25 protein-coding genes and 2 pseudogenes are annotated in these 25072 nt (G+C 71.4%); 9 read left to right on the forward strand and 18 right to left on the reverse strand.

Features of this window, described 5'->3' with window-relative positions:
* Nucleotides 1-8 precede the first annotated feature (8 nt).
* From AC060L_RS33365 to AC060L_RS33380, 4 genes are all read right to left on the reverse strand, one after another.
* Nucleotides 9-1163, reverse strand: coding sequence for a hypothetical protein (locus AC060L_RS33365; protein ID WP_483802728.1), 1155 nt, complete (start codon nucleotides 1161-1163; stop codon nucleotides 9-11).
* Nucleotides 1160-1819 carry a hypothetical protein gene (locus AC060L_RS33370; RefSeq protein ID WP_483802729.1) on the reverse strand — a complete coding sequence of 220 codons (660 nt, stop codon included), beginning with the start codon at nucleotides 1817-1819 and terminating at the stop codon, nucleotides 1160-1162. The genes AC060L_RS33365 and AC060L_RS33370 overlap by 4 nt, the downstream gene beginning before the upstream one ends.
* Nucleotides 1819-2319: a type II toxin-antitoxin system RelE family toxin gene (locus tag AC060L_RS33375; RefSeq protein WP_483802730.1), complete on the reverse strand. Its 501-nt coding sequence runs from the start codon at nucleotides 2317-2319 to the stop codon at nucleotides 1819-1821. The genes AC060L_RS33370 and AC060L_RS33375 overlap by 1 nt, the downstream gene beginning before the upstream one ends.
* Nucleotides 2320-2431: 112 nt before the next feature.
* Nucleotides 2432-3031, reverse strand: coding sequence for a DUF4913 domain-containing protein (locus AC060L_RS33380; RefSeq protein WP_483802731.1), 600 nt, complete (start codon nucleotides 3029-3031; stop codon nucleotides 2432-2434).
* A 359-nt stretch (nucleotides 3032-3390) separates the two neighbouring features.
* Here AC060L_RS33380 and AC060L_RS33385 point away from each other — a divergent pair.
* Both AC060L_RS33385 and AC060L_RS33390 read left to right on the forward strand, forming a co-directional pair.
* Nucleotides 3391-3636, forward strand: a pseudogene (locus AC060L_RS33385) (nucleotidyltransferase domain-containing protein); the annotation flags it as partial.
* 85 nt (nucleotides 3637-3721) lie between these two features.
* A complete protein-coding gene (locus AC060L_RS33390; protein ID WP_483802732.1) occupies nucleotides 3722-3832 on the forward strand; it encodes a hypothetical protein in 111 nt (36 codons plus the stop codon).
* Between the two features lie 13 nt (nucleotides 3833-3845).
* Here AC060L_RS33390 and AC060L_RS33395 read toward each other — a convergent pair whose 3' ends face one another.
* Complete coding sequence (locus AC060L_RS33395) at nucleotides 3846-3974, reverse strand: hypothetical protein (protein ID WP_483802733.1); 129 nt, start codon at nucleotides 3972-3974, stop codon at nucleotides 3846-3848.
* 189 nt (nucleotides 3975-4163) lie between these two features.
* Between AC060L_RS33395 and AC060L_RS33400 the strand changes: the two genes are divergently transcribed.
* Genes AC060L_RS33400 through AC060L_RS33420 form a run of 5 tightly spaced genes read left to right on the forward strand, consistent with a single transcriptional unit; the run spans nucleotide 4164 to nucleotide 9157 of the window.
* The gene (locus tag AC060L_RS33400; protein WP_483802734.1) at nucleotides 4164-5228 is read left to right on the forward strand and encodes a polyprenyl synthetase family protein; all 1065 of its coding nucleotides are present in this window, start codon (nucleotides 4164-4166) and stop codon (nucleotides 5226-5228) included.
* Nucleotides 5229-5271: 43 nt separating this feature from the next.
* Complete coding sequence (locus AC060L_RS33405) at nucleotides 5272-6315, forward strand: terpene synthase family protein (protein WP_483802735.1); 1044 nt, start codon at nucleotides 5272-5274, stop codon at nucleotides 6313-6315.
* Between the two features lie 3 nt (nucleotides 6316-6318).
* Complete coding sequence (locus AC060L_RS33410) at nucleotides 6319-7617, forward strand: cytochrome P450 (RefSeq protein WP_483802736.1); 1299 nt, start codon at nucleotides 6319-6321, stop codon at nucleotides 7615-7617.
* Nucleotides 7614-8297 (forward strand): nitroreductase family protein, encoded by a 684-nt coding sequence (locus AC060L_RS33415; protein ID WP_483802737.1) that lies wholly within the window; start codon nucleotides 7614-7616, stop codon nucleotides 8295-8297. Before AC060L_RS33410 ends, AC060L_RS33415 begins: the two co-directional genes overlap by 4 nt.
* Nucleotides 8294-9157: a hypothetical protein gene (locus tag AC060L_RS33420; protein WP_483802738.1), complete on the forward strand. Its 864-nt coding sequence runs from the start codon at nucleotides 8294-8296 to the stop codon at nucleotides 9155-9157. The genes AC060L_RS33415 and AC060L_RS33420 overlap by 4 nt, the downstream gene beginning before the upstream one ends.
* Here AC060L_RS33420 and AC060L_RS33425 read toward each other — a convergent pair.
* A complete protein-coding gene (locus tag AC060L_RS33425; protein ID WP_483802739.1) occupies nucleotides 9154-9360 on the reverse strand; it encodes a 4Fe-4S binding protein in 207 nt (68 codons plus the stop codon). The genes AC060L_RS33420 and AC060L_RS33425 overlap by 4 nt on opposite strands.
* A gap of 11 nt (nucleotides 9361-9371) precedes the next feature.
* Nucleotides 9372-10523, reverse strand: a complete 1152-nt coding sequence (locus AC060L_RS33430; RefSeq protein WP_483802740.1) for a geranylgeranyl reductase family protein — start codon at nucleotides 10521-10523, stop codon at nucleotides 9372-9374.
* Between the two features lie 209 nt (nucleotides 10524-10732).
* Here AC060L_RS33430 and AC060L_RS33435 point away from each other — a divergent pair, with 209 nt between their 5' ends.
* Nucleotides 10733-12103: an NsdA family TPR-like regulatory protein gene (locus tag AC060L_RS33435; RefSeq protein ID WP_483802741.1), complete on the forward strand. Its 1371-nt coding sequence runs from the start codon at nucleotides 10733-10735 to the stop codon at nucleotides 12101-12103.
* Nucleotides 12104-12141: 38 nt separating this feature from the next.
* Here the strand turns inward: AC060L_RS33435 and AC060L_RS33440 are convergent, their stop codons facing one another.
* Nucleotides 12142-13314 (reverse strand): DnaB-like helicase N-terminal domain-containing protein, encoded by a 1173-nt coding sequence (locus AC060L_RS33440; RefSeq protein WP_483802742.1) that lies wholly within the window; start codon nucleotides 13312-13314, stop codon nucleotides 12142-12144.
* A complete protein-coding gene (locus AC060L_RS33445) occupies nucleotides 13314-14186 on the reverse strand; it encodes a hypothetical protein (RefSeq protein WP_483802743.1) in 873 nt (290 codons plus the stop codon). Before AC060L_RS33445 ends, AC060L_RS33440 begins: the two co-directional genes overlap by 1 nt.
* A gap of 51 nt (nucleotides 14187-14237) precedes the next feature.
* Here AC060L_RS33445 and AC060L_RS33450 point away from each other — a divergent pair, with 51 nt between their 5' ends.
* Entirely contained in the window at nucleotides 14238-15146 is a 909-nt protein-coding gene (locus AC060L_RS33450) for a barstar family protein (RefSeq protein ID WP_483802744.1), read from the forward strand.
* A 204-nt stretch (nucleotides 15147-15350) separates the two neighbouring features.
* Here AC060L_RS33450 and AC060L_RS33455 read toward each other — a convergent pair.
* From AC060L_RS33455 to AC060L_RS33495, 9 genes and pseudogenes are all read right to left on the reverse strand, one after another.
* Nucleotides 15351-17140, reverse strand: a pseudogene (locus tag AC060L_RS33455) (type IV secretory system conjugative DNA transfer family protein).
* Between the two features lie 274 nt (nucleotides 17141-17414).
* The gene (locus AC060L_RS33460; protein ID WP_483802745.1) at nucleotides 17415-18701 is read right to left on the reverse strand and encodes a hypothetical protein; all 1287 of its coding nucleotides are present in this window, start codon (nucleotides 18699-18701) and stop codon (nucleotides 17415-17417) included.
* A gap of 246 nt (nucleotides 18702-18947) precedes the next feature.
* Nucleotides 18948-19445, reverse strand: a complete 498-nt coding sequence (locus tag AC060L_RS33465; RefSeq protein WP_483802746.1) for a hypothetical protein — start codon at nucleotides 19443-19445, stop codon at nucleotides 18948-18950.
* Nucleotides 19446-19473: 28 nt separating this feature from the next.
* Complete coding sequence (locus AC060L_RS33470) at nucleotides 19474-20238, reverse strand: hypothetical protein (RefSeq protein ID WP_483802747.1); 765 nt, start codon at nucleotides 20236-20238, stop codon at nucleotides 19474-19476.
* A gap of 31 nt (nucleotides 20239-20269) precedes the next feature.
* The gene (locus AC060L_RS33475; RefSeq protein WP_483802748.1) at nucleotides 20270-21001 is read right to left on the reverse strand and encodes a hypothetical protein; all 732 of its coding nucleotides are present in this window, start codon (nucleotides 20999-21001) and stop codon (nucleotides 20270-20272) included.
* An 11-nt stretch (nucleotides 21002-21012) separates the two neighbouring features.
* Nucleotides 21013-22152, reverse strand: coding sequence for a hypothetical protein (locus tag AC060L_RS33480; protein WP_483802749.1), 1140 nt, complete (start codon nucleotides 22150-22152; stop codon nucleotides 21013-21015).
* 114 nt (nucleotides 22153-22266) lie between these two features.
* Nucleotides 22267-22797 (reverse strand): hypothetical protein, encoded by a 531-nt coding sequence (locus tag AC060L_RS33485; RefSeq protein WP_483802750.1) that lies wholly within the window; start codon nucleotides 22795-22797, stop codon nucleotides 22267-22269.
* Between the two features lie 295 nt (nucleotides 22798-23092).
* Nucleotides 23093-24598 (reverse strand): ATP-binding protein, encoded by a 1506-nt coding sequence (locus AC060L_RS33490; RefSeq protein WP_483802751.1) that lies wholly within the window; start codon nucleotides 24596-24598, stop codon nucleotides 23093-23095.
* Nucleotides 24599-24615: 17 nt separating this feature from the next.
* The gene (locus tag AC060L_RS33495; protein WP_483802752.1) at nucleotides 24616-25065 is read right to left on the reverse strand and encodes a DUF6238 family protein; all 450 of its coding nucleotides are present in this window, start codon (nucleotides 25063-25065) and stop codon (nucleotides 24616-24618) included.
* Nucleotides 25066-25072: the final 7 nt, after the last annotated feature.

Below are 25072 nucleotides of genomic sequence, written 5' to 3' on the forward strand. Positions count from 1 at the left end.
TGCTCCGGTTAACGGGTTCGGGAGTGGACGGAGGACTGGGGCGCTCGGTCAGCAGCCGGCGTGGCCACGGGAGTTGAGTTGGCAGCGGGACCAGTGCTGCTGCGGTGGAGCGCGGCGGACACCCGGGAGGAGGCTGTCTGCGCAGCCCGCAGAGCCACCTCGCCGTCCGGTGTGAGGGACAGCTGCTGGCCGACGAAGAGGGAGGTACGCACGTCCCGGTGGACCCAGCCCCTGCGGTCCATCGCCTGCACGGTGGGATAGGTGATGTGCGCGTGCGAGGCGGTGGAGACGAAGATGCTGCCGTTCATGCCGGACAGCCGTAGCCGGACCTTGCCTCCAGCGATCTCCGCTAGCGCCCGCTGGTGAGCGGGGGAGGGGAGGTCGGCGGCGCGCGGCCGACCTGGCGGCAGCCCGAGGTCTGCCGAAGGTTCGGCCGGTGCGGCGAGCGGGGTGGCCGCGAGGAGGTTCTGCACCGCACTAACCGCCTGGACGGTGGCCCGACCGCGCTGCGTGAGTGAGATCGGCCGGCCCTCATAGGTGGAGAAGGCAGTGTCGGCAGTGACGAGCTGCTCCTCCTGAAGCCACTCGACGGTGTCGTGCCCGAGGTAGTGGTGGATGTCGGAGTCGTTGCGCAGAGAGAGGCTTCCGGTGCCGGGGTGCTCGTGGAGGCGGAAGCCGCCACGTTCGATCGTCAGCAGCGCTTCGCGCTTCTGAATCGGAGCCGTCCACCAGGCGTCAGCACGTTGTTCGGGATCGTCGTGCGCCGCGGACAGCATCCATTCCCCTGCGTGGCGGTGATCGGCCCGCAGAGCCTCGTCGTAGGTATCGCGCTGTCGGCCCAGATGGGCGTACGCGTGGTGGCACTGGAGCGCGAGGAGGTCGACGCGAAGGGAGGAGTCCCGCAGGCGCTCGTAGGTCGCTGAGGGTTGGGCGCCGTCGTGCCGGGTGACTTCTTCCAGGGTGCTGAGGGTCGAGCGGACGTGGTCGAAGAGCTTGGCGTTCAGCTCGTCTGCTTTGCCGGCAAGCTCGTTGACGGCTTCGGCGACCGGCCGCAGGCGGTTGCCGTGCGGGTGCAGGACCGCCAGGGCGCCGGCATTGGTGACACCCAGACGCCTGGCGACCAGGTACGCCCCGGGGCGCTCCGTGGGGTTGTGCGGGTTCACTCTGCTGCCTCCATCCGGGCCAGCAGGGAGCGGACCAGGGTGGGGAGGCTGCCGGGGCCCTCGCCGATCCGAACGTCGTTGGTCGCCTCGGCGAAGACGTACTGGGCGTCCTCGATCAGGCCGCTGCTGATCTCCATGCAGGCGTCGGTGATGGCGGCGGCGGCCCGCAGTGCGTCGGTGAGCACCTCGACGTAGACGCCGGGTGTCATCCCGGCCGCGTCGGCGGCGCTGTGGATGGCAGCCAGCTCCAGCGTGTTGAAGGAGTAGTCGAGGCCCTCGTCCTCCTCCGGGTTGAGCGCGGCTTCGGCGGTTGCGGGCGTCAGGGCGGGGATGCCGGCGCGGGTGCAGATCGTGTCCACCGCCGTGGTCAGTTCGGCGAGGGATTCGGTGAGCCAGCCCAGCGCGGAAGCGTAGGAGGCGAGGGCGAACAGACTGATCGGTGTGGCCGGCAGCGGCTCGTCGAAGAGGTCTTCCAGGCGGAGGTTCAGGTCGCTCACCACCCGGGGGCCGGCGGCGAGCGGGCCCAGGACGGGGTGAAGGTAGGAGCGGCCTGCCGGGGTGGGGTATTCGGCGGTGAGGATCCCGGAGACGGCCTGGGCCGCCTCGGTGAGCCACCCCGCGAGATCGGAGCGGCTGGGTGTGGCGCTGGTGGTCATCAATGGGCCCTTCGGGAAGCGGTGGCGGCGGCGAAGCCGGGCATAGCGGTGCTGTAGGCGGGCGTGGTGCCCCGGTGCGGAGTGGGGCGCACGGAGCGGTAGCGGGCGGCCTGGACGCGGGCTTCCTCGGCCGGGTCGGCGCCGGCAGCCACGTTGAGTCCGGTGCGGTTGAGGCGCATCTGGGCCGAGCGGTAGACCGCGTAGTCGAGCCGGGCGCCGGCAGCGACGAGGTACACCTCACGCCGGTGCTTGGAGTCGGCCGGAGCATCCCGGAACTGCACGACGAGCCGGTGGGTGGCGAACTCGCTGCCGACACCGAGGTAGACCTTGTGGAAGCCTTCGAGTCGGCCCTCCAGACGCTTGGCGACTCGTTCTCCGTGGACGAGGTCCTGAAGGTGGAGCAGGGCCTGGTCGCGTATGGCGGCGGGCAGTTCTCGCAGGTCGGCGATGGCGTCGGGGTGAGCGGCGAAGGCGAACTTGGCGCCCGTGGTCCTGGTCACAGCGACCTCCGGGAAATCGTCACCTGGGTCCAGCTCGCGGCCGGAGTGCCCTTTTGTGCGGAGACCGCGTCCGGTGGCGCGAAGTCGTCGAGTTCGAAGCTGGGTTCGCGGTTCATGCGGTCAGTCCGAACTGCTCGGGTGCCGGGGCCGGGGTGGACAGGACGCGGTGGTTGGGCCGGCCCGGGCTGGTGGTGCATGCGGCGAACGGGCCATCCGGGGACCGAAGTTGCAGAAGGGTGTGGTCGAGGTGATCGCGGTGCCACGTCGAGGGCCCGCTGAGGCCGGCCTCGGCGTCGGTCAGCTGCTGCCACGCGAGCCACAGGGCGTGGAGCCGGGCAACGGCCTCAGGGTGCTCGTGCCAGCGCGCGCACCAGGGACGGCCGGAGCTGATCTCCCGGCCGTAGGTCGGCAGGAGAATGTGGGTCACCCAGTTGCTGAGCGCGGCCAGTTCGGCGGCATACTCTGCGCCGCCCATCGCGAGGATGAACACCGAGGCCGGGCCCTCGGGTTCGGGCGCGCTGGGCTCCACGTCCGGCTCATCGGTGCCCGGTACGGTGGGCGATTCGGGGTCGGAGCCGAGGCGGTCGAGGATGACGCCGTGCTGGCGGACCTCGGCGATGGTGCGCGCGAGGGTGCTGGCGAGGTCGTCGAGGTCCTCGTCGGGTATGCGGATCGGTTCGGGCTCGGGGGTGCCCGTGGTCGGGTCGGACATGGCACATCCAGGGGGTTCAGGCGGACAGGGCTGACCGGGACAGGTGGTCTTCTTCGGCAGGTCACGGGCGTGCTCCAGAGGTGCGGGTGGGAAGAGGATCCGCAGGATCGGCGGTTAGGTACGGCCGCCAACTCGTGCTAGAAGCCGTTGTCGTGCCGATCACGGTGCTCGTTGATCGGACGGGTGAGCCGGGAAGTGCGCTGGTTGCAACTGGGCAGTAGTCGGTGACTAATGGCGCCGAACCGTCGGGTATCTCGGTGGTGACAGCTCGTCTGCGCTGTCAGAGTGCCCTGGTGCTGAATGAATCCGATGTGCTCGAAGTGCTGGACCTGCTCAAGAGCGCAGGGGCGGTGGCCTGGGTGGACGGCGGCTGGGGTGTAGACGCCCTGATCGGGGAGACGACCCGAAGCCATTCGGATCTCGACCTGGTTGTGCTGCTAGACCAGCTCGGCCTAGTGCAGGAGGCGCTGGTCGAAGACGGATTCACGGAGGTCTTGCGGGACTGGCTTCCCACTGCGCTGGCCGTCGCGGACAGTGCAGGCCGGGAGATCGACCTGCACCCCATCCTCGGCTCCCCCAGCGAAGGTGGACAGCAGCTTCTCCCGGGCGGTGAACGGTTCCACTACCCGGCGCCGGTAACCGGGACCATCGGCGGTCGCCAGGTCCCCGTGTGTCGATGCGGCAACGCAGGTGCAGTGCCACCTCGGCTACGAAGCCGCGAACAAGGATCGACAGGACATGGCACGGCTGCACGCCGGCACGGGAGTTGAGCTTCCCCCGTTCTACATGCCTACGCCTTGAAAGGTTGTGCCAGCTACCCGGGCCGCCAGGTGCCGCCACAGGTCATGCCCGAGCCGAAGTCGAGCTCCTGGGGCAGGTGCTCCCACTGGGTGCCGGTGTGCAGCACGAACGGCATCCCGCACAGCGCCTGACGGTCCGGCACCCGAGGCTGCCCGGCTTCGGGTTTGGTCCCGGCAGCGTCGCACGTGCGCGGTGAAACACGACGGGAGATGAAACACCTCCCCGGTTCCGTCCCCTGGGCGAACCGGCGGCCGAGAGTGCCTACTCGTCAGACAGGACACCGTGTGGGCGCGAAAGGGCGTGCACCACTCGACGAGGGAGGCTGGTGGGCATGGGAAGGGCGCCGGTCGACATCGCCGAGCGGAGGCAGAAGGCAGCGGAGTTCCTCGCGCGGACTCGCACACTGGTGGATCCGGCGCTGCGCGCGGTGGTGGACGACTTGCCCACGCCGATCCGGCGGATCGCCGGCTACCACCTCGGCTGGTGGAACGCCGCCGGCGTGCCGGAGAGCGGCCGCGCGGGCAAGGCGGTGCGCCCGGCACTGGCGCTGTGCTCCGCGCGGGCGGTCGGCGGGGACGAGGGGCTCTCCGTGCCGGCGGCGGTCGCCGTGGAGCTGGTGCACAACTTCTCCCTGCTGCACGACGACGTGATGGACGGCGACCGCACCCGCCGCCACCGACCCACCGCGTGGACGGTCTTCGGCGTGCCGGAGGCGATCCTGGCCGGCGACGCGCTGCTGACCGCGGCATTCCGGGTACTCGCCGAAGGCCCTCCGGAGTGCTCCGTCGCGGCGGTCGGCCAGTTGGCCGCGACCTGCCGGCGGCTCTGCGAGGGGCAAGCGGCCGACGTGTCCTTCGAACGGCGCCGGGACGTGACCCTGGACCAGGCGTGCCTGACGGCGGCGGGCAAGACCGCCTCGCTGATCGGGTGCGCCTGCGCACTGGGCGGCGTGTTCGCGGCCGCGGAGCCGTCGCGCGTCGAGGCGCTGCGGATCTTCGGCGAGCACCTCGGACTCGCGTTCCAGCTCCGTGACGACCTGCTGGGCATCTGGGGTGACCCGGAGTTGACGGGCAAACCGGTCGGCGCGGACCTGCGCAGTCGCAAGAAGTCCCTGCCGGTGGTCGCGGCGCTCTGTTCGGACACCGATGCCGGCCGGCGGCTCGCCGAGCTCTACCACCGCGACGAGCCGCCCGACGGCGAAGGCGTGGCCAGGATCGCCGAGTTGGTCGAGGCGGCCGGAGGGCGCCGCTGGGCGCTCGAACGGGCCGAAGCGGAACTCGTCGCGGCGGACGCCTGGCTCGGCGAGGTGTCGGGCGACCCGGCGGGGGCGGTCGACCTACGGGCGCTGGCCGAGCTGCGGGCGTTGGCCGAGCTGACCGCGCACAGGGACCGGTGAGCCGCCCGATCGGCTCGCCGGCGACGGCTGGAGGGAGAGCACCATGGCGACTGCAACTGACCACTTCAGGACGGCCCGAACGGAACCGCGCACCGTGCCGTCGAGCTGGCCCGCGATGGATGACCTCGTCGCCCTGATCGCGGACCGCACGCGGATTCCGGCACGCCGCAGTGCGAGCTCACCCCACCTCGAGCGGGTGGTCGCTGGTTGGGCGCAGGAACACCTCCCGGTCGGTCCGAGCTCCGCGAACCGCGAAACGGCCCACCTCTACGGATCGGCGGCCCGGTGGACGTATCCGGACGCCCGGCCGGACCTGCTGCCGATCCTGGCCGAGTGGGGTGTCTGGTTCTTCTGGATGGACGACTTCCTCAGCAGCGGGCAGGACGTCTTCGCCTACACCGCGGACGGCCTGCTGGCCTTCGGCTCGCGCAGCGGGCGGAGCCTGCCGGGCGGCGAGCACCGGACCCTCAGCGAGGTGTTCGAGCACCTGTGCGTCAGGACGCTGCCACTGGCCCGGCCGGGCTGGGTGAGGCGGTTCCGGCAGAGCCTCGACGGATGCCTGTCGGCGTTCGACGTCGAACGCGGTCATCGCTCGGTCGGTCGGCCGCCGGGGCTGGAGGAGTTCATCGAGCTGAGGCGCCGGGCGAGCGGGATGTTCCTGTGCCTCTGCTTCATCGAGTTCGGCCTGGGCGCCGACCTGCCGGACTGGGTGTTCGACACGGCGGAGCTGAACGAAGTGCTGTGCTGCGCCGCTGACATCGCAGGCTGGACCAACGACGTCTTCTCCTACCGGCGGGAAGCCCGCGCCGGTGAGGTCGACAACATCATCTCCGTCCTGCGCGAGGAGGACCGGAGCCTGAGCGACTGCGCCGCGCTGGCGGTCGTCGTCCGTGCGATCGGGGGCAGGTCCGCGGACCTGCGAGAAGCGCTGGCCGGCTTCCGGAGCGGCTTCGAGGGGCGGCTCGCCCGACAGGGCGGCCTGGCGCAGATGCGGAGCTTTCTCGACGGGGTCGACGGCATCGTGGCGGGAAACCTTGCCTGGATCGCCCGGAGCCCTCGCTACCGACCACTGGACGGAGGTCACTGACCCATGTGTGGCAACAGCTCCGACGGCGTCACGCCCGGCCCGGGCCGGGCGCACGTGCCGACTCCCGAGCACCTCGCCAGGTGCGTCGAAGGCGGCCGCGACGTCGCCGAGGTCGTGTTGGCGGGAAAGGAGGGACTGCTCGTCAACGAACCGCACCTGATCAACGAGATCCTCGTCGTCCGCCACCGCGATTTCGGCAAGGTCGAAGGCGCCAGGAAGGGGGCCCTGGTCAGTGCGAACGGAATCCTGTCCACCGACGACGACGTGCACCTCCACTACCGGCGCCTGCACGCACCGCACTTCCGCAAGGGGCAGGTGGAGGTCCACGCGGTGGTCATGCGGCAGCTGGCCAGGGACGCCGCGGCGGCGTGGCAGCCCGGCCGTCGGCTCGACATCGTCGAGGAGATGTCCCGGGTGGCGGTCCGGATCGCCATGGCGACACTCTTCGACGACCTCGACCGGGTGGCGCCGGTGGCACTCAAGGAGAACCTTCCGCTGCTGGTCAAGCAGGCGATGGAGTACCCGATCGCGGGGGCGACGGAGGAGCTGGACCGTCGGGCTGGTCCCTGGTCACCGCTGATCGCGATGCTCAAGGAGGCGATCCGGCAGGCCCTCGACGGGCTCGACGACCGGGGCGAGCCGGACAGCATCGTCGGCGTGCTGCGCACGGCCACCGCGCGCGAGCCGTCCGGGCTGAGTGGTGACGACCTCGTCGACGAGCTCCTGCTGTTCCTGCTCACCTCCAGCGTGACCAACGCGACCACTCTGTCCTGGGCCTGCCACCAGCTGGCCCACCAGCCGGACCTCGCGGACCGCGTGCACGCGGCGGCAGGCGAGACCGGTGCTGAAGGCTTCGGATACGTCGACCGCCTGCTGATGGAAGTCCTGCGGCTGTACCCGCCGGTGTGGATCTTCGCGCGCCAGGCACGGACCGAGACGGTGCTGGGGGACCGTCGGGTGGCTCGGGGAACGATCGTCCACATCAGTCCGTACACCCTTCACCGGAGGCCGGACCTCTACCGCGATCCGCTGCGGTTCGACCCTGACCGGTGGCTGGAGCCGGGCATGCGGAACCTGCCGCCCTGCGCCTACCTGCCGTTCGCGACCGGCCCGCGCGGATGCATCGGCGAGGCCTACGCCTGGCGGGAACTCGCGACGGTGCTGACGGCCGTCGCGGGGCGCTGGCGGCTGGTGCCGAGCACACCGCGGCAGGCCGCCGCCGTGCCGGGCATGACGCTGCATCCGGACGAGCTGATCGTGACGCCGTACCTCCATGACGCACGGCCGAAGGGCACACCATGAGCGACGATCCCGTCGGAGGCGCCGAGCGGGCCCCGCTGACGCCCGACCAACTGCTGACCACCACCCGCACCGTCCGCAGGCGGCTCGACCTCGACCGGCCCGTGCCGGTCGAGCTCGTCACGGAGTGCATCCGGATCGCGGTCCAGGCGCCCAGCGGTGGGAACCACCAGGACTGGCACTGGATCGTGGTCACCGACCCCGGGATCCGCGAGAAGATCGGCGAGTACTACCGCCGCGCGTTCCACGACAGGTACCGGCCGGACACCGTCGGCTCACGGATGGCCAGGATGAGCGGCCTGCCGGCCGGAGCCCGGGCCCGCCTCGTCGACAGCGTCGTCCACCTCGCGGAGCACCTCGGCCGGGTGCCCGTGCTGCTCCTGCCCTGCCTGCGGGTGCCCGGCGGCCGGCTGCCGGCCGGGAACCAGGCGGCGCTCTGGGGATCACTGCTGCCGGCGGTGTGGAGCTACATGCTCGCGGCCCGCAGCCGCGGCCTCGGCACCGCCTGGACCACCCTGCACCTGGTCCACGAGAGGGAGATCGCCGAACTGCTCGGCCTGCCCGACGACATCCGCCAGGGGGCGCTCATCCCTACCGCCTACTACCTGGGGGACGACTTCAGGCCCGCCCGGCGGGTGCCGCTGGCCGACGTCCTGCACCTGAACACCTGGTCGCAGGCGTGAACGGGACCTTCGAGTGGTGGTACATCCAGATCGTCGACCGGGAGCTGCTGCTCACCGTGACCGTCCACCGGACCGACAGCGCGGGCGGCTCGACCCCGTACCTCTCGGTCTCCGCCACCGATCCGGGTCGGGACGGATCGGCGGCGCCGGCCTTGTGGCGGCTGCCGCTCTCCACCGTGCAGAGGTGCGGGCGGCTCCACGCCGACGGGATGGTCGTCCAGGAGGCCGACTCCTACCGGATCACGGTCCATGGCGGCGACCTGGAGATCGGACTCGCTGTCAGCCCCGAGTCCTCGCCCTGGGGACCGCCGTCATGGGTGCTGTGCACCGACCCCGGCTCGGGACGCATGGCGAACTGGTGCGTGACGATGCCGTTCGGCAGGGCGACCGGCTACGTCCGGTGGGGCGGACGGACGGTGTGCCTGCGCGCCGCGGCAGCCTATCTGGACCACAACTGGGGAACGTACCCGATCGCCGAGGCGGTGCGGGCCTGGGTCTGGATGGCGGTGGCGCACCCGGGGCGGAGCACCGTTCAGGCGACGGTGCTCCCGAGGACGGGGGAGCCGATCCGCCTCTCCAATGCGTCCGCCGGCGGTCTCGTCCAGAGCCTGGGCACCGCAGGCCTGGCGTCCACCGACCCGCCGAAGCCCGGCTCACCCCTGCGGGAGGCGGCACGACTGCTCGGCTGGACCCCCGTCAGCCGCAGATTCCGCCTGGTCAAGCGCAGCGTCTACCGCCAGGAGGGCACAGCGGCACTGACCTACACGCGCTGGGCGGTCGGCGGCGACCGCCGGACCGCCGGTCGCGCGGACGCGGTGTTGGGCGGCTTCCTGGAGACCATGACGGTGACGGCGCTCTAGACTTCGCTGCCCGCTGCCGTGGAACTGATCGCCGTCACCGGGCAGATGCGTTCGCACGCCATGCACGAGACCTCGCACGGCTGATGGGTGGCGATGGTATCGAACGGGCTGGTGAATCCGGGGAGCGGGCAGACGGCCACGCAGGCGCCGCATTGGATGCAGGAGTTCCAGTCGACCTCGAACACGATGGAAGGCTTTGCCACGGTTTCACTCCTCAGACGTACCGGTACGGAGAACCCGGCCGGAAGTAGTCCACGAAAACCCGGTGGAGTTTCCGGTCCTGCTGGTCGACGTCGGACATGCGGTAGATCGAGGACCTGAGCGTGCAGAGTTGCCGGAGCGCGCCGCCGAAGTCGTCCGCCCAGCGCTCCTGGTAGCCGCGCAGGAGCTCCGCGGTCGGCGGCGCCCCGGTCGCCAGGGCCTCGCAGAGGAATTCTCCGGCCAGGACCCCGCCCCGAAGGGCGGTGTGGATCCCGCCCCCGGTGATCGGGTTGACGTGCCGTGCGGCGTCGCCGACCAGCAGGACGTGGTCGGCGTACTGGCGGCGCAGTGGCGAGGTCAGCGGCACGCCCCCGCCCTGGACCTCGAGAATGCGCAGCCCGGCGAACCTGTCCCGGAGGAACGAATCGCGCAGCAGCCGCTCGAGGTGGTGCCGGGCGTCGAGGCCGGTCATCGTCCGGCTCACCCCCAGTCCCACCTCCGCCTGACCGTTGGCCTTCGGGAACAGCCACGCGTAGGCGCCCGGTGCCCAGGCGGAGCCGGTGACCACCTCCAGCAGCCCCCGGGTCTCGACGCCGTCGACGACGTACTGCAGGCACGAGGCGAGCTCCGGCAGCCTGATCCGGGTGGTCAGGCCGGCCCAGCGCCCCACCTGCGACTGCAGGCCGTCGGCCCCGACGACGACCCGGGTGCGGACCGCGCGGACGGTCCCGAACTGCCGCACGCGCAGCACGGTGGTGCCGTCGCCGCGGGGCTCGTGGCCGATCGCCTCGGCCTTCAGCCAGGTCTGCGCCCCGGCCTGCTGCGCCATCCGCATCAGGTGACGGTCGAACCTGCGCCGGTCGACGACGTATCCGGTCGGCTCCGGGTGCACCCGGCCGAGATCGACCAGGGACTCCGCCCCCGCACCGTCGAAGATGGCGAATCCGTGGATGGACGCGGACAGGAACTCCTCGTCGACGGCGATGCCGGCGCCCCGCAGGGCCTTCGAACTGACGGCGCCTGAGCACTGGATCGGCGAGCCGAGCTCCTGCTTCCGGTCCACCAGCAGGGTGCGCAGGCCCCCGCCGGCGCACGTGCGGGCGGTGGTCGCACCGGCCGGCCCGGAGCCGACCACGACGACGTCGAATTCTCCATCGATCTCCATTGCCACCTTCCCCTGCCGCCTTCCCCGAGGCGTGCGCCTCTTCCGGCGCCCCCGAGTGCCGCGCGCCTTCTCGCGCCTTCCCGCGCCCCTGCGGTGCCCGACATGATGAGTAGGCACCCTCGGCGGCCGGTCCGCCCAGAGGCCGGTACCGGCAGGGGTGTTTCATCCCGCGCCGTGTTTCACCGTCGGCGCGCTCCGGGGAGAAGGACATGCCGAAGGCCGGAATCCCGAACCCCCTGCTGCGCGGTCTGCTGGTCGAGGCGGAGTGGACGTATCAGGAGCTGGCTCGCGCGGTGAACACCGTCGGCGCCGAAACCGGGCTGTCGCTGCGGTACCAGCGTGCCGCGGTCGCGCACTGGCTGACGGGGACACGGCCACGGGATCCGGTCGGCACTCTGGTGGCCGAAGCCTTCGCCCGCCACCTCGGCCGCCGGGTCACCGTGGCCGAGACCGGGCTCTGCCGCACCGGCCCCGCGGCGTCCTCGGGCGCCTCCCCGTGGTGGGAGACGGACGTGGCCGGCGACCTGATGGAACTGGCCGGCGGCCGGGCGCCGTCGGGGCGGCGGGCCGCGCACCGTGTCTACCGCCTCGCGGCGTTGACGGTGCCCGGCCGGCAGCAGCTCGCGGAACTCCTGCCGCCGTCCCCGGGCGCACGGGCGGCGACGCGCGTCGGGACGGTCGAGGTCGCAGCCGCGCAGTCGATGCTGGGACTTTTCTGCGATGCCGACGCGAGTCGTGGCGGCGGCTACGCGCGCCCCGCACTGGCCGGCTACCTGGCGAGCAGCGTGGCGGTCTGGCTGCGGGCCGGCGCGGGGCCGGCGGTGCGCAGCGACCTGCTCGCCGTGGCGGCGCGCTTGAGCTGCCTGTGCGGGTTCACCTGCTTCGACGACAACCTGCACGGGCGGGCGCAGAGTTACTACCTGGTCGCGCTACGGCTGGCGGCCGGGGCGGGCAGCGCGACCGACTACGCGCTCGCCCTCCGGGCCCTCTCGGTCCAGGCGCGCCGCCTGGGCCACCACCGGCAGGCGCTGGAGCTGGCCGAGGCCGCCGTGTCCGACCTCTCCGGTGTGACCGGTCCGGTGGCCCGTGCCGCGCTGTGCGGGCAGTTGGCGGTGGCCCGCGCCTACACCGGTGACGCCCCTGGCGCGGCCGAGCAGTTGGCAGCGACGGAACGCCACCTGCAGCGTGCCGACGGCGGTGGCTCCGCGAGCGGTGCCCACCAACTCGCCTCGTACGCGCTCCAGCGTGCCGTGATCGACCTGCGGTTCGGCGACCGCGAGGCCGCGATCAGGAACCTGCGGAGTTCGATCCGCCGCCGCCCGCCGGCCGAGCGCCGCACCCGCGCGATCACCACGGCAATGCTCGCCGAACTCCAGTTGGACGCCGGCCTCCTGGAGGCGGCCTGCGCGAACTGGCAGCGCTTCTGCGACGACTACCAGCACATCCGGTCGAGGCGCGCCGACACAGCGTTGGCAGCACTGGTCGCGCGGACCCGGCCGCACCAGCGCAACCGGGCCGTCGACGCGCTGCGGCAGCGGGCCACCGGTCTCCACCTGAGCGACCACGGCCGTCGTCTCTGAGCCGCTGCGGAGGACGGGCGACTCCTGGACGGGTGTGTTCACGGGGTGCTCCGAACGGGATGGCGGCGGTTGGTTAGGGGGGCGGGGTTGATCGGGGCTGCACCGGCTGGCGGGTCGGCGCGGGTGGGTGTCGTGGTCGGTGGGCCGGGCCGGGGTGTGCTGCGTGAGAGCGCGGCGTCGACCCGGGCTGCGGGATCGCTCTGGGGCTGGGTCGGGGTTGGGAGTGCGGCGGTGCGCCATCGGGTTCGAACCTCGTCCAGCGGGCCGAGGGCGTGCAGGGCCTGGCCGATCAGGCGGCCGGGTGCCAGGGTCTCGTCCTCGGCGAGGGCCTTGATCGACGTGGCCGCCCAGGCGGCTTTGCGAACGACAGCGGATCGGATGATCTGGTCGCCCAGCCACTCGGCGGAGCCGACACCCGGTCCACCGAAGAGGCTGTCGAGCTGGTCCTGCGTCAGCGTGCCGTCGGCCAGCAGGCCGCGACGCTGAGCCTCCCACAGGGCGGTCACCTGGTCGATCGGCTCGCCCCGGTGGTGCAGGGCGCCCAGACAGTGGTACAGCTGGCTGTGGCCGGCGTCGGCGAAGTCCTGGGGCCGCAGCCAGCCGTAGACCTCCTCCATCGCCGCGGGCTGGTCGATGAGGACGGCCAGGAGGAACCGCTCGTCCTCGGTCCGCTCGGGCCTGACGGGGGTTGGTGCCGCAGCCGGGAGCGGGCTGGGCCGGGGTACCGGGCGGAGTTCGGTGCCCCAGCGGCGGGCCAGGTCGCCGAGCACGTCCGCCAGGACGTCGGCGTGGTGCAGAACGCCCTCGACGTGCTGCTGCTCGGTGTCGGTTCGGGTGGCGTGTTGCAGGCGGACGGCGTGCTCGGTCACGGTCCGGTGGATGGAGCCTTCGAGCACCATCCGTCCGTAGACCGGTGCGTGCTGGGGGCGGGGGCAGGCGGCGATCAGGGTGTGTGCGTACGAGACGGTGAGCCCGCGCACGTGGCGGCCGGCCTCGGCGACGGTGTCGGTCACCCAGGACAGCGGCAACTTGCCCTCGGCGTCTACGGCGGGCCGCCCGTTGGCGCACACGGTGCGCATCGCGGCGAACAGGGCCCGGTGGGCCGGCCGGTAGAAGTCGCCGGGCGCCAGCCACGACAGTGCCTCCAGCTGGGCCGGGTCCAGGAGGACCGCGCCCAGTACGGCCTGCTCGCCCCTGAGCAGTGGGTCCATCACCGCTCCCTCGTGGCTGCGCGCTCGGTCTGCAGCCGGGCGACCTCGTGGTCGGCGGCGGCCATCGCGGCGGCGAAACGGTCGAGCTTGCCGGTGAATGTCGGGTCGGTGGCCAGGATCGAGCCGGCACCTGTGGCCAGCCACCACTGACCGCCCCGGCGCACGACCGGGGAGCCGCCAAGCTGCTCGGAGCTCGGCACCCGAGAGGTGTGCTCGGACATGGGTAGCTCCTCTACGTGGCAGTGGGTTTCAGGCAGCGAGGGCGAAATCGGCCGTGGCGGGTGCGCCGGAGCGGCAGGCCCACGGGGAGCAGCCGTCCACCTCCCCTCCCCGTTCTCCAACTCGGCGTCAGCGATGGCGTCGAAGATGTCGCCCTGGCGGCCGGACCACTCGTGCGCGGTGACCCGGTTGATCGGCGCCTCGTCGAGCGGGCGGCGGCTGCGGTGCAGATACGCCTGGCCGAGCAGCGGTGTGCCTTCCGCCGTGGCCCGCGCGTTGCCCGCGCGGATCGCGGCGTCGAAGGCGACGACGTCGCGCCACTCCTGCGGGCTGTCGTCCCGCAGCTGCCGCCACTGGGCGTTGCCGTGGTACGGGCACCCCAGACAGCTGCTCTTCGGGGTCGATCCGAGGCCGCGCGAGCGCAGCAGTCGCAGGCAGTCCGCGCGGGAGAAGCCCTGCTCGATCAAGGGGAAGCGATTCTTCATGTAGGCGACGTCAGCGTCCTTCGCCCGGTGGAACTCGTCCGTGCTGATGCCGATCCACCGCTCGACGAACACGCCGGTCGGGATGCACAGCGGGTGCGGGTAGCCGAGCAGGTCGCGGACCGTCTCCTTGATCGGCTTGATCTTGTACTGACCCGTGCTTCCCTGCACTTCAGTCTCACGAGTGAAGGCGGTGTTGTGACGCCTCAAGGGGCCTCCAAGATGGATGAGATGCGGTGGGGACGTCGCCCACGGCAACCGTCCGGCAAGCCGTGGAGGGTCGGTAAGATCAGCGCTCTTATGGGGAGCGCGATGGGAACATCAGGGCGGGTCAGCCAGGGCCAGAAGTACGCGCTGACCTCTGACGAAGTCAGAGGCGACTTCTGGGGTTTCGCCTACGACGCCAAGGGCCTGTTCACACCGTTGCCGGATGCGGGGGGCGCACGTCGCGTGCACCTTGCTGGTTGTCTGCCGCAGGGCGGCCTACTGAAGAGCGTTGACCACGTCGGCACTCGTCGTGCCTTGGCGGGGAACGCGTCGTTCGACCTCCTCGACGGCGACGGCGCCACCATGGGGTCCTACTTCGTCAACGACGTCACCGTCGTAGATGCCAAGCCTTCCGATCGCGGCACCGGCCTCATCGACCTCACGGTGACGCTGTGGTGCGAGAACGCGCTGGCCGGAGCGGAGCGATGGTGGGAGCTGATCCGAACGGGTCACCTGAACCGCACCGGCCTGTGGCACGAACTCGGCCCCGAGGACCGACGAGCGTGGCTTTCGGTGGCGTTGTGGTCACGGGAGTACCACCGGCGAGGACGGCCCGACGCTCCTGCGGACAGGGTGTTCACTCTGGACGGACGGCACATCGTTGACAGGGACACCTTCTACTGCGCGATCGGTGAGGCCATCAACGGGCCTGGCGGGTACTTCGGCTGGAACCTTGACGCTCTGGACGACTGTTTGTTTGGTGGGTGGGGTGCCACCACTCCGTTCGTCCTGAACTGGGACTCCTCGGCCGAGGCGAGGGCGCGATTGGCAGAGCGCGTGCCCAGCGGCGATGGTGACATCTTGCTGTTCGACCTGCTCCTGAGTATCTGCGAGGAACGGGGCGTGAGCGTCATCCTTCGGTGACAGATGGTTGCTGAAGGGTGCGCTGAGGATCGCCGGAGTGATCACCTGGGGGGGCAGCGCCGAGCCGGGCGGGGGCGTCTTTCTTGGCTCGTAGAAGGGAGAGCATGAGTTCCAGGTCGGACAAGCCGGCGGTCGAGTCGCCGAGCTGCTGGGCCTGCTCGCGAAGCGCGGCGACGCGATTGGTGGCCGGGGTGTTCCGGACGCTCACGACGCCAGCCCGAAGTCGTCGCGGTCAACGGCCTTGGCGAGAGCGCGCTCGGTGATCGCCTTGGTAGCGCGAGCGGAGGCTGGGCCGATCTCCTTGGCGGAGGGTTCCTTGTACCAGGGCTTGAGGTCGAGCATCGCCACCCGCATGCCGGTGGCGAACAGCAGCACCTTGCCCTTGGGCAGTGCGCGGATCTGGTCCGGCGGCAGGATCCGCTCGGTGCGCATGGAGACGCTGGTGGACTTGCCGCCGTCGGAGGTGGAGACGGAGGTGGTCTGTACGTCGTGCTCGCCGATCTGCCGGGAGAGCTTGTCGGCCCAGTCGGCGTCGTCGATGCCGCTGCCGACGATCTTGACGGTCGCTGCGGACCAGAGGGCGTCCATGCCAGCCTCGCCCCCAGCAGCGCTGGCCCTGCCGGTAGGACTGCAGGATGGTCATCGGGATGACGCCGCGGCTGCCCAGGTGCGAGTACAGGTCGGGGAGGTCGCTGATTTTGCACACGTTGGCGGCCTCGTCGAGGACGCACAGCGCGGGTGGGTCGAGTCGGCCGCCGGCGCGCTCGGCGACGATGACGGCCGCGCGCATCACCGCATCGGCCGCCGCTGCGATGATCGCCGACGCGCTGCCGCCGCCGTCCTTGCTGAGCAGGTACAGGGTGTCGCGCGAGGTCGCGAAGTCGAACGGCTTGAACTCCGCCAGGCCGAGTGTCGGGGTGACCCAAGCAGCGATGTCGGGATCCAGCAGGCAACTCGCGTACTGGCGTGCGGTCTCGTAGATGCCGTCCCTGGTCTCGGTGGCGCCGCTGACGGTGCCCTGGAGCTGGGCGGCGACGGCGTGGTGGCCGGCATCGGACAGCAGGTCAACGGGGGTTCGGTCGGCCGGGGAGGCGAGCCAGGCCAGCACGTCGGTGATCGGGCGCTGGTGGCTGGAGGCGGCCAGGAACAGTGCGCCGAGCGTGTTGCTCGCAGCGGTGCTCCAGAAGTCGCTGCCGCTGGACTCGTCCACGGAGGCGGTGACGAAGTGCCTGGCGAGCCGCTTGGCGCCGGCGAGGTCGCGGGCGTCGGCGAGGATGTCCCACCACATCTCGCGCGGGTGGTGGGCGATCTGCTGCGGGTCGAGCGTCCAGACGGTGCCCACCTTGGCGCGTGCGTCGACGGTCGTGGTGTAGGCGTCGTTCGCCGCCTTGTTCGACGTCAGCAACACCGGGCCGGGGGCTGCGAGGATCGCCGGGATCGCCAGCCCGGACGTCTTGCCGCTGCGCGGCGCCATGATGGCGACGAGGACGTCCTCCCAGGAGGCGCGCACCTCGGCGTTGCCGGGCGAGAGCGTGCCGACCAGGATGCCCCGGTCGCTCGGTGCGACGTCTTTTACACTCCCGGCCGTTCAGGCTCGGGCGCAGGCTGCGTGCCTTCTCGGTGACTTCCTTGTCCAGCAGCGGGGCTAGATCGGCCTTGCGGGCGAGGCCGGTCTTCGCACCGCCGTGCCTGCGCAGCCACAGGATCAGGGCGGTGGTGATCAGAGCGAGGGTGAGCACGCCGGGGACGAGGCGGGCGCCGACGAGCAGCGCGGTGGTGCTCAGGTGCGGCCACAGCGCGTCAGGGTGCAGCAGCGCGTCGGTGGCGCGGAACGGGCCCCACGGTCCGCGTCCGAAGAAGTAGTTGGTGACGCTGCCGGCCAACCAGGCGAGGGAGCCGAAGGCGAGGGCGGCGCCGAGGACGCCGAACAGGAGGTAGAGGAGCGCGTCGGAGCCGGTGGTGGTCGACGGCGCGCTGGTGCGCGGGGAGGGCAAGGCGGTTCCTGGTGGGTGCGAGCGGGTGGGGGCGGGGCGCGCTCGACTCTCGAAGGGATCATGGACTCGCTCCTTCTGGACCTGGCGGGAAAGGGAGTTGAGTAGCTCTCTTGGCATTCAGCGGGCGCGGCCGGTGGGCGGCGCCGTTGGTGCAGGGGGCCTCGGCTGATGTCGCAGGCACGCTGCGGGAAGCAGTCGGGCGCTGGGTGGCGTGCTGGGGGTGAGCATCTCGAGTTGAGAGCGGGCGGCTGCGGCTCGTAGGCAGAGGCCCGGTTCACCGTGCCCGTGAGCGGCCAACCGGTGGCAGCACAGGATGCATGGGAGTGGTGGTGGCGGTGGCCTTGCCGAGAGCGGCCGATGCGCGGAGCACGGCGGGTGAGGTGGCCAGGGCCGCGCTGGCGGTGGCCGTGGTGAGGTTGCCGGCGGGCAGGGCTTGGCGGTTGTCGTCTCGTAGGTCGGGTGGGGTGCCGAGCGCTTGGAGGTCGCCGACGGCGTCGACGACCTCGGCCTCGGCGTTGCCGATCCACTCGGCCGCTGAGGAGAACCGGTCTGAGAGTTCGTACTCGTCAGGGTCCAGGTCGGTGACCTGCTCGGCCGCTGCTTCCAGCGCTTCCCGGGCACGGGTGAGCACGCCGTCGTCGGGGTCGAGAAGCTGGTCGAGAGCGGCAGCGGCCTCGGCGCCAGTGGCAGCGCCGCGGATTCGGTCCGTCAGCTCCAGGACCTGGCGGCCGGCCACCTTGAGACCGAGCGGGTCGGTGGGCGTGGTCAGCCGGTCGCTGTCCAGGGCCGGGTCGAGGGCGACGTTGTAGCGGGCGGCGCGCAGCATCTCGGCGGCGTGCGTGGCGATGGAGGCCCGGTCTGCCCGGGCGGTGGTGGTGGGCAGTCGATGGCGTCGGCCGTGCCAGTCCTCGATCTGCTTGAATCCGGCGTGCTTGAGCAGGGAGGCGGACAGGTCGTCGCTGGCGCCCTTGGCGGCGACGCTGCCGCTCGGCTCGATGGTGATGGTGATGACCGGGGCGGGCATCCGGTACTCCTTCGCGGTGGTGACGGAACGCACGGACTGGGTTCGGTGGCCGAGCTCGGTGGCGATGCGGTCGCATTCGGTCTGCAGGTGGAAGGCGTCGCGGTAGGAGCGGTGCAGGTAGCCGTCCTCGCGGACGACGGTGGCCACGATGTGCACCGAACGGTCGAGGTTGCGGATCGCGACCCACCGGCAGCCGTCCGGATCGCCGTCGGGGGCGAGCTCGGTGGCGGAGACCAGGCGCCGGGCGACGTCGGCCCATTGGGCGTCGGTCAGGTCCGGCCGGCGGGGGTCGGAGCGCACCGAGCACATCCACACCGGCTGCTCGGGGGCGCGGGCACCGAGCCGTGCGGCCGGGTCATCCAGCACGCCGCCACTGAGGACCTCCTGCGGGTCACCGAAGAGCGGCAGTTGGGCGTCGGCGCCGCGGTATTCGGCTGCGATGAGCCGGGGCCGCAGACGGTAGCGGGGATCATCCGGCCCGTAGAGGGCGGGAATCAGCGCGGCCGTGGTGGCGGCGCGCTGCAGGTGGGCGATCACGAAATCCCCTCTCAGGCCGATGGACCGCGCGCCCGGCGGGCGGGCGGGCAGAGGAAAGGATCCGCAGATTCCGCAGCTTGGCCGGGCCGGAGATCGCTGATAGAGGAACCGCTGACGGACCCTGCCGTGCTGCGCGGGCGTCAGCCCCGAGCGCTCAGCCCAAGACCATGCGCGAAGTCCTCGTCGCACGGAAGGTGGGCCGGACCTGGTGCCCTGCCGTGGCGGGGCAGGCCACCAGAACGGTCATCAGACGAAGGGATTCTCTGTCGGGCGGTCCGCGCTGGTGGCTGCCTGCAGCAACTCGGGCAGGTCACCGGGCTCCGAGGTGCGCTGGTCGATCCACCACCCGGCGCGAGTCACGGTCTTGGCCGCTTCCTCGAGCTCCTGCCATTCGGCCTCGGACAGATCGCCTTCGAGGACCAGGCTGGTGTAGGCGGCGCCGAGGAGCTGGTGGCGGCACCGCACGCCCCACGGGATACCGCGTTCGCTTCCTTCCAGGGGAGGCATCCGGTACTGCGCGGACCAGGCGTTGGACTCCGCCTGCTCGGCGGCGCGCTTGGCCTCCAGCCAGGCGCCCTGGTCCTGTTCGTTGCCGTTCTTGGCGGCCTGCCAGCAGTCGGTGCATTCCTGCTTGCCGAGCCACTCGGCGAAGCCCGCGCGGCGGTCGGCGGGACGGTTGCCGAGGTCACGCTCGGCCTCGTGCCCGCAGGAGTGGGTGATCATCCAGACCTTCTTCACGGCCATGGGAGCTGCTCCTTAAGGGAGTTGGGTGTCAGCGGGAGCGGGAGAATGCGATGCGGGGATCCACAGGGCGGGCCGCCGGGGATCCGGCGGCCGGGGCCTGGGTCGGTAGGCTCGTGCGGGCCGGGCTGGTGGCGAGTGCCGCAGCGGTGCGGGGGAGCATGCGCGTGCTGACGTCCTGGGCCCTGTCGAATTGCGCCCCGGGTGCGGGCGCCGGTGAACGGCGGGAGGTCACAGCGGCGGCGAGCTGTGGATGTACGGCCACCTGGAGGTCGCCGGCGCGGTGTATGGCGGTGGTGGCCTGCGTAAGCCGGTTGAGTGCTTCGTCCCGGTCGACGCTGGCAGGCAGGGTGTAGATGTCCAGCTGGTGATCGAACCTCCAGCCGTGTGCTTGGAGGATTGGCCGGCCCCGGTCGACCGCGTTCCTGGTGGAGGCGGTGGCAGCGACGACGCCGAGCTGGGGGTGTTCGGCGAACGCGATATCCGGCTCCACAGGGCGGGGTCGATTCCGTTCGCGGGCCGGAGGGTCCAGGGCGGGCTCGAACTCCGCGCCACTGTCTACGCGGAAGCCGGAGCGGCGCAGCGCCGTGACTGCCGTCCGGGCGCGGTCCGCGCCCTCGACGTCGGGGTTGACGAGGGCGTAGACGTTGGGCTGGTCGGCCAGTTGCCGGAAGCCGCCGCGCCTGAGCATCCAGTCGCTGGTGGGGATCTCTGCTGAGCGGATGGCGATGATGCCGTGGTCGGGGTGGCGGCTGAACGCGATGTCGAAGAGCTGGTGGTGCTCGGATGTGGGCATGGCGGATCCGTTCGGGTCGAGCGGGGTGTGATCAGCGCGAACGCGTGGGCTGGGCGGAAGGCGCGGCTGCGATCGGGGGCCTGGCGGTCCCGGTCTCACCCGTGCCTGGTCGGCCGTCGCGGACGGTGCGCACTGTGGCGAAGAGCGGCACCGAGGCCGGCTCGAGTAGGTCCGGGCCGGGTGTGGCGGTTGCCGGGCGGACCGCTAGAGCGGACTGGGCCAGTGAGGGCGTGATCTTGACCTGGAAGGCGTTGACCTGAAGCGCGATCGTGGCGCTGACCAGGTCGCTGACGGACTGGCGGCGGTCGGCCGTCGGCGAGAGGTAGACGCCGAGGCCCTGGTGGAGCTGCCAGCCTTCCAGGTCGAGGTAGGCGGACGCGATGGCCGGGTTGTCGGATGTGACAGCGGTGATGATCCCCAACCGTGGATGGTCCGCGAAAACGACATCAGGCTCGCCCCGAAGGCTTGCCGTGGAGCCCGGCGCAGGCTCGAACGCGGCGTCCGTGCTCACCCGGTAGCCCATGCCGCGCAGGATCCGGACCGCGTGGGCGGCGCGTTGCGGCCCGTCGTGCTGCGGGTAGTCGAGTGCGTAGCGGTCCGCCTGGTGGGGCAGGGGGCGGAAGTACAGGCCGCCGAGGACCAGCCGGCCGACGGACACGGGTAGCCGCGGATGCGAGGCGAGGACCTCGTCGTCGGCGCCACGCCAGATCTTGACGTCGGCGTCGTCGCGTTCGGGGACAGCGGGGGACACGTTGATCTCCATGGGTGGTGGGGTCATCGGGGGCGGGCGAAGGCGATGCGCGCGTCGGATACCCCGGCGGCTGGGACTGCGGGCGCTGGGATCCGGGGCATCGCGAGTTGGCCGGCGGTGCGGGCGGCTGCCGGTGAAGTGGCGCGGGCTGCCGCCACCCGCGCCTCCACGGGCGTTGCCGCCTGCACCAGGTCAGGGCGGCCGAGGGAGGGGTGCGTGGTGTGGCGGTCGGCCAGGTCACCGCGCAACGCGCGAACCTCCCGCACGTACACGTCCGCCATCTGCGCGATGTGGCGAAGCCGGGCCGCGTAGTGCGGATCTGCGCTCCCTCCCAGGCCCTCCCACCACGCGGCGGTCTGGTCGAGGACGCTGACCACCTGGTCGAGGATGCCGTCGCCCGGGGCGGTCAGCTCGCTGAGCGCCTCCACCACCTCGCGGGTGTGTCCCGCCTGCGCGATGGCGTCGCTCAACTGGGCGAGGGAGGAGCTGAACGGATGGGTCCTGGCCGTGAGGGCGGGCCGATTGGAGGTGTCCAGGCTCGCGGGGTAGGTGTACCCGAACCCTTCGGCCTTCAGCAGGCGAAGTGCCCGGCCGACGGCCTCTCGCTGCTCGGCGGGATCGGTCATGGCTACGGGCAGCCGGTGGTAGCTCTCGCCGACGTGCACGGGGACGAACCCCGCGCGGTGCAGCAGCGAATCAGCCCGTTCCTGGACGGCCAGGCACTGCTGCCGTGACGGCACACCGAGCTGATCCAGGTAGCCGTCGAGGCCAGCCAGCAGGGCCGGGACGCTTCCGCCGTGGGACGCTTGGAGCCCGGTGGGCTCGCTGTCGTAGACGACTTCGTACCGCGAGGCGTCGTTGGGCTCGGAGTGGGTCACCACCCAGCTGGGCGGCGATCCGTCCGGGTAGTCGCTGCCCGGATCCGGTGGCGGTGCGATGGTCAGATGACTGCCGTCGGGTAGCTCGGCGTTGACGATGTAGTCGCTGAGGCCGAAGTCGAGCGCGCAGTCGAGCCCCCGTTGCTCCAGCGCGGCGGTGATGTCGGCATAGGACTGGTCGCTGGTGTTCTGGCGGGCCTTCGGTGGGGTGAATGGCCCGCAGACGTAGGCGTTGACGCCCGCGTCGGTTTCGGTGAACAGAACGGAGACCTGGCTGGGGCGCACCGTCTCCTCCAGGTAGTCAGGCCCGGCGGCAGCCGGGAGCTGGTGGGGCGTGTGGGTATCGAGAATCCGGAGATCCGCCGGTTTGGCCGAGCCGGGATCCGGTGGTAGCGCGGGTCAGCGCGAACGCTGCTGCGGGGTGGAGGGTGGTGTGGCCGGCGGCGGTGCAGCTGCGACCTCGCTGGGGGACGATGCGACTGTGGAGCGGGCGCGGGCCGCCGCAACCCGCGGCTCGACCGATGCGGTGGAATCGGCCTTGGCCGTACGGAGCCCGCGCATCTGTTGCGGCACGAGCTCCATGGCTTCGACGGCTTCCTCCAGGTACTCCTGGGCTGACTCGATCGCCCGGCGGGCCTGCGTCAGCGTGAACGCGAGGTGATTCCGGTCGGTGTACGCCGGCCTCGTCGCGGTCCAGTGAGCGGCGTCGCTGAGCGCCCGAGCGATCTCGAGCAGCGTGCCGTCGTTGACGTCGGACATCGTGGACAGCAGCGCTGTCACCGTGCCCATGTTGTCCGCGTCGATGATCTCGTCGGCCATGGCCTTAACCCCCCGGGCCGACGCTGCGGGGCGGGCGCGCAACTCCGGTGCGATGGTGACCTCGTACCGGGCAGCGGTGAGCATGTCGTACGCGGCACTCGCGATCTCCATCTCCTCGACCCTGGCCAGCCCATCGGGGGTATGCCACCGGGACGAGTCAGGAGCGGAGACCGGATGGAACCCGGCTCGTTGGAGGAGTCGGTCGCTCAGCCCGTCACCGGGGCCTTCGGCGGTCACGCCGAAGCCGGGCTGTCGGGAGATGCGAATGGACGGGGTTTCCACAGGAGGGCCTTTCGAGGCGGTGCGTGGCTGGTGGCCGGCGGGATCGCAAGGGATCCGGGGAAGCGCCGGTTTGGTCAGACCGGAAGGGGTGATAGCTGGCGGATACCGGGAGCGCGTGGTTCGGTTACGAGGCCATGCGGAAGTCGGTGTCGTACAGGGCCCGCTCCCTGGGGTGGAGGAGGTGCTGCACGATGAAGCTCAGGCCGGCGACCAGCCAGAGGCCCCGGCCCCGGGGGAGGGCGGCGATGGCTTGGGCCTGAACGCCGGTCAGGCCGAGCAGGGACATCGAGAGCGCGATCTGGTCGGGTTCCTGGCGGTAGATGATGCGGGTGCTGCAGTCGGCGAGGAGGCCCTCGGCGAGGACGCGTCCGCGCGTTCCCGCGTCTCCTGCGGACAGCAGGTCGGTGAGGCGGTGCAGGATCAGCAGGTTGGCGATGCCCAAACCACGGCTCAACTTCCACTGCTGCTGCATGCGTTCGAGGAGCGCGACGTGCCGCATGATTCGCCACGCCTCGTCGTAGATCACCCACCTCCGTCCACCCGACGGGTCGGTGAGCGCGGACTCCATCCATGCCGAGGCGCAGGTCATCGCGAGGACCAGGGCGGTGTCGTCGCCGGTGCTGCCGAGCCGGGACAGGTCGATGGAGAGCATCGGCGCGCTCGCGTCGAAGTGGACCGTGGAGGGCGCGTCGAACATGCCGCACAGGTCGCCGTGGACGAGCCGGCGCAGGGCGTGGGCGAGGTCGTCGGCAGCGTGGCCGATCTTGCTGGCCTGCTCGCCGAGGGCTGCGTCCAGGCGATCGGGACGGCCCAGGACGTGGGCGATGTCGCCGAGCAGCGGCACCGTGCCGGCGGCGTGGGCCTGGGCGACGACGAGGTCCAGGGCGACGTCGAGGCCGGTGTGCTCCATGGGTAGCAGGTCCCGCTTGAGTACGGTGCTCGCCAGGCTCGCCAGCAGCAGGAGCCGGCGCTTGCGGACCTCGGCGACCCAGTCCTCCTCGCTCACCCCGGCGGGCCGCTCGGGGGCGTCCAGCGGGTTCAACTTCCCTGGGAGCCCAGGGCCCAGGGCGATGGTCTGGCCGCCGAGGGCTTCGGCGAGAGGGCTCCACTCGCCCTTCGGGTCCGACGGGATGTAGATCCGGTAGCCGTGGGCGATGGCCCGGGTGGCGATGCTCTTGGCGAGCGCGGATTTGCCCATGCCGATCACGCCGCACAGCGCGACGTTGGGGTTGGTGAACCCCTCTATGCGGCCGGAGTTGTAGAGGGTGAACGGGTCGAAGCAGAACGAGCCCTCGGCGTGCAGGTCCCGGCCGATGAACATCCCCTCGGCGCCGAGCCCGGCCTCGGCCAGGAAGGGGTAGGCCCCGCCGGCGACGGCGGTGGTCATGCGGTGCTTGGGCAGGCGGAGCCTGCTGCCTCGGGCGGAGGCGGGGCCGGGCCGCCCGGACGGCGGGTAGGTGGCCTGGTGCTCGGGGTCGGCGCCGTCCTGCTCTTGGCGCTTCTCGGGCGTCCGGGCATCGCGGGCCTTGGTCCTGGCCTGGGCGAACTCGGCCCTGGCGGCGCGCTGTTGGGTGCGTGAGGTTTTGCGGGGGACGAAGAGCGGGGAGGCGGTGACGCGGTTCCTGGGCATGATCACGGATTCCGGGGTCAGTGGCGGATGAGGCCGGTGAACGGGGAGTTGAGCTCGGCGGGGGTGGTGCGGCGGCGGACCAGCTGGGTGGCCTCTTGGTGGCGGCGGCAGATGGTCAGCTCGGGTGCGCCCTCGGGTAGGCGGGCCCGGCAGGAGTCATCGTCGGGGACCTCGCCGCTGCCAGGCCGGGGAGCGCAGTGGTAGGCCGTGTGCAGGTGGTCGGCGGCCTGCCACAGGCGGGTTCGCGCGGCCTTCAGGTGATCGCCTTCGCCCGGCAGCAGCGGCGAGGTGCGCTGGGTGTGGGCGTCGAGGAGGCCGTGCAGCGAGACGAGATGGGAGTGCAGGGAGTCGAGCTCGGCGCGGGAGGTGACGAGCGGCCCTGCGGGGATGTTCAGGGCGCGGTGGAAGTCGAGTGCGGCGGTCGCGTACGGGACGAAGTCCTGCGCGGTGGCGGTGGTGGCCGGCATGTGGGTG

It is taken from the genome of Kitasatospora sp. NEAU-69 (assembly GCF_057158765.1).

Bases quoted from the DNA above. Each gene is read 5' to 3' on its own strand.
- AC060L_RS33485 (WP_483802750.1), bottom strand. From the start codon at position 22,797: ATGGAGATCGCGAGTGCCGCGTACGACATGCTCACCGCTGCCCGGTAC.
- AC060L_RS33380 (WP_483802731.1), bottom strand. From the start codon at position 3,031: ATGTCCGACCCGACCACGGGCACCCCCGAGCCCGAACCGATCCGCATA.
- AC060L_RS33490 (WP_483802751.1), bottom strand. From the start codon at position 24,598: ATGCCCAGGAACCGCGTCACCGCCTCCCCGCTCTTCGTCCCCCGCAAA.
- AC060L_RS33410 (WP_483802736.1), top strand. From the start codon at position 6,319: ATGTGTGGCAACAGCTCCGACGGCGTCACGCCCGGCCCGGGCCGGGCG.
- AC060L_RS33495 (WP_483802752.1), bottom strand. From the start codon at position 25,065: ATGCCGGCCACCACCGCCACCGCGCAGGACTTCGTCCCGTACGCGACC.
- AC060L_RS33440 (WP_483802742.1), bottom strand. From the start codon at position 13,314: ATGGACCCACTGCTCAGGGGCGAGCAGGCCGTACTGGGCGCGGTCCTC.
- AC060L_RS33450 (WP_483802744.1), top strand. From the start codon at position 14,238: ATGGATGAGATGCGGTGGGGACGTCGCCCACGGCAACCGTCCGGCAAG.
- AC060L_RS33430 (WP_483802740.1), bottom strand. From the start codon at position 10,523: ATGGAGATCGATGGAGAATTCGACGTCGTCGTGGTCGGCTCCGGGCCG.
- AC060L_RS33475 (WP_483802748.1), bottom strand. From the start codon at position 21,001: ATGGAGATCAACGTGTCCCCCGCTGTCCCCGAACGCGACGACGCCGAC.
- AC060L_RS33405 (WP_483802735.1), top strand. From the start codon at position 5,272: ATGGCGACTGCAACTGACCACTTCAGGACGGCCCGAACGGAACCGCGC.
- AC060L_RS33370 (WP_483802729.1), bottom strand. From the start codon at position 1,819: ATGACCACCAGCGCCACACCCAGCCGCTCCGATCTCGCGGGGTGGCTC.
- AC060L_RS33465 (WP_483802746.1), bottom strand. From the start codon at position 19,445: ATGGCCGTGAAGAAGGTCTGGATGATCACCCACTCCTGCGGGCACGAG.
- AC060L_RS33400 (WP_483802734.1), top strand. From the start codon at position 4,164: ATGGGAAGGGCGCCGGTCGACATCGCCGAGCGGAGGCAGAAGGCAGCG.
- AC060L_RS33415 (WP_483802737.1), top strand. From the start codon at position 7,614: ATGAGCGACGATCCCGTCGGAGGCGCCGAGCGGGCCCCGCTGACGCCC.
- AC060L_RS33435 (WP_483802741.1), top strand. From the start codon at position 10,733: ATGCCGAAGGCCGGAATCCCGAACCCCCTGCTGCGCGGTCTGCTGGTC.
- AC060L_RS33470 (WP_483802747.1), bottom strand. From the start codon at position 20,238: ATGCCCACATCCGAGCACCACCAGCTCTTCGACATCGCGTTCAGCCGC.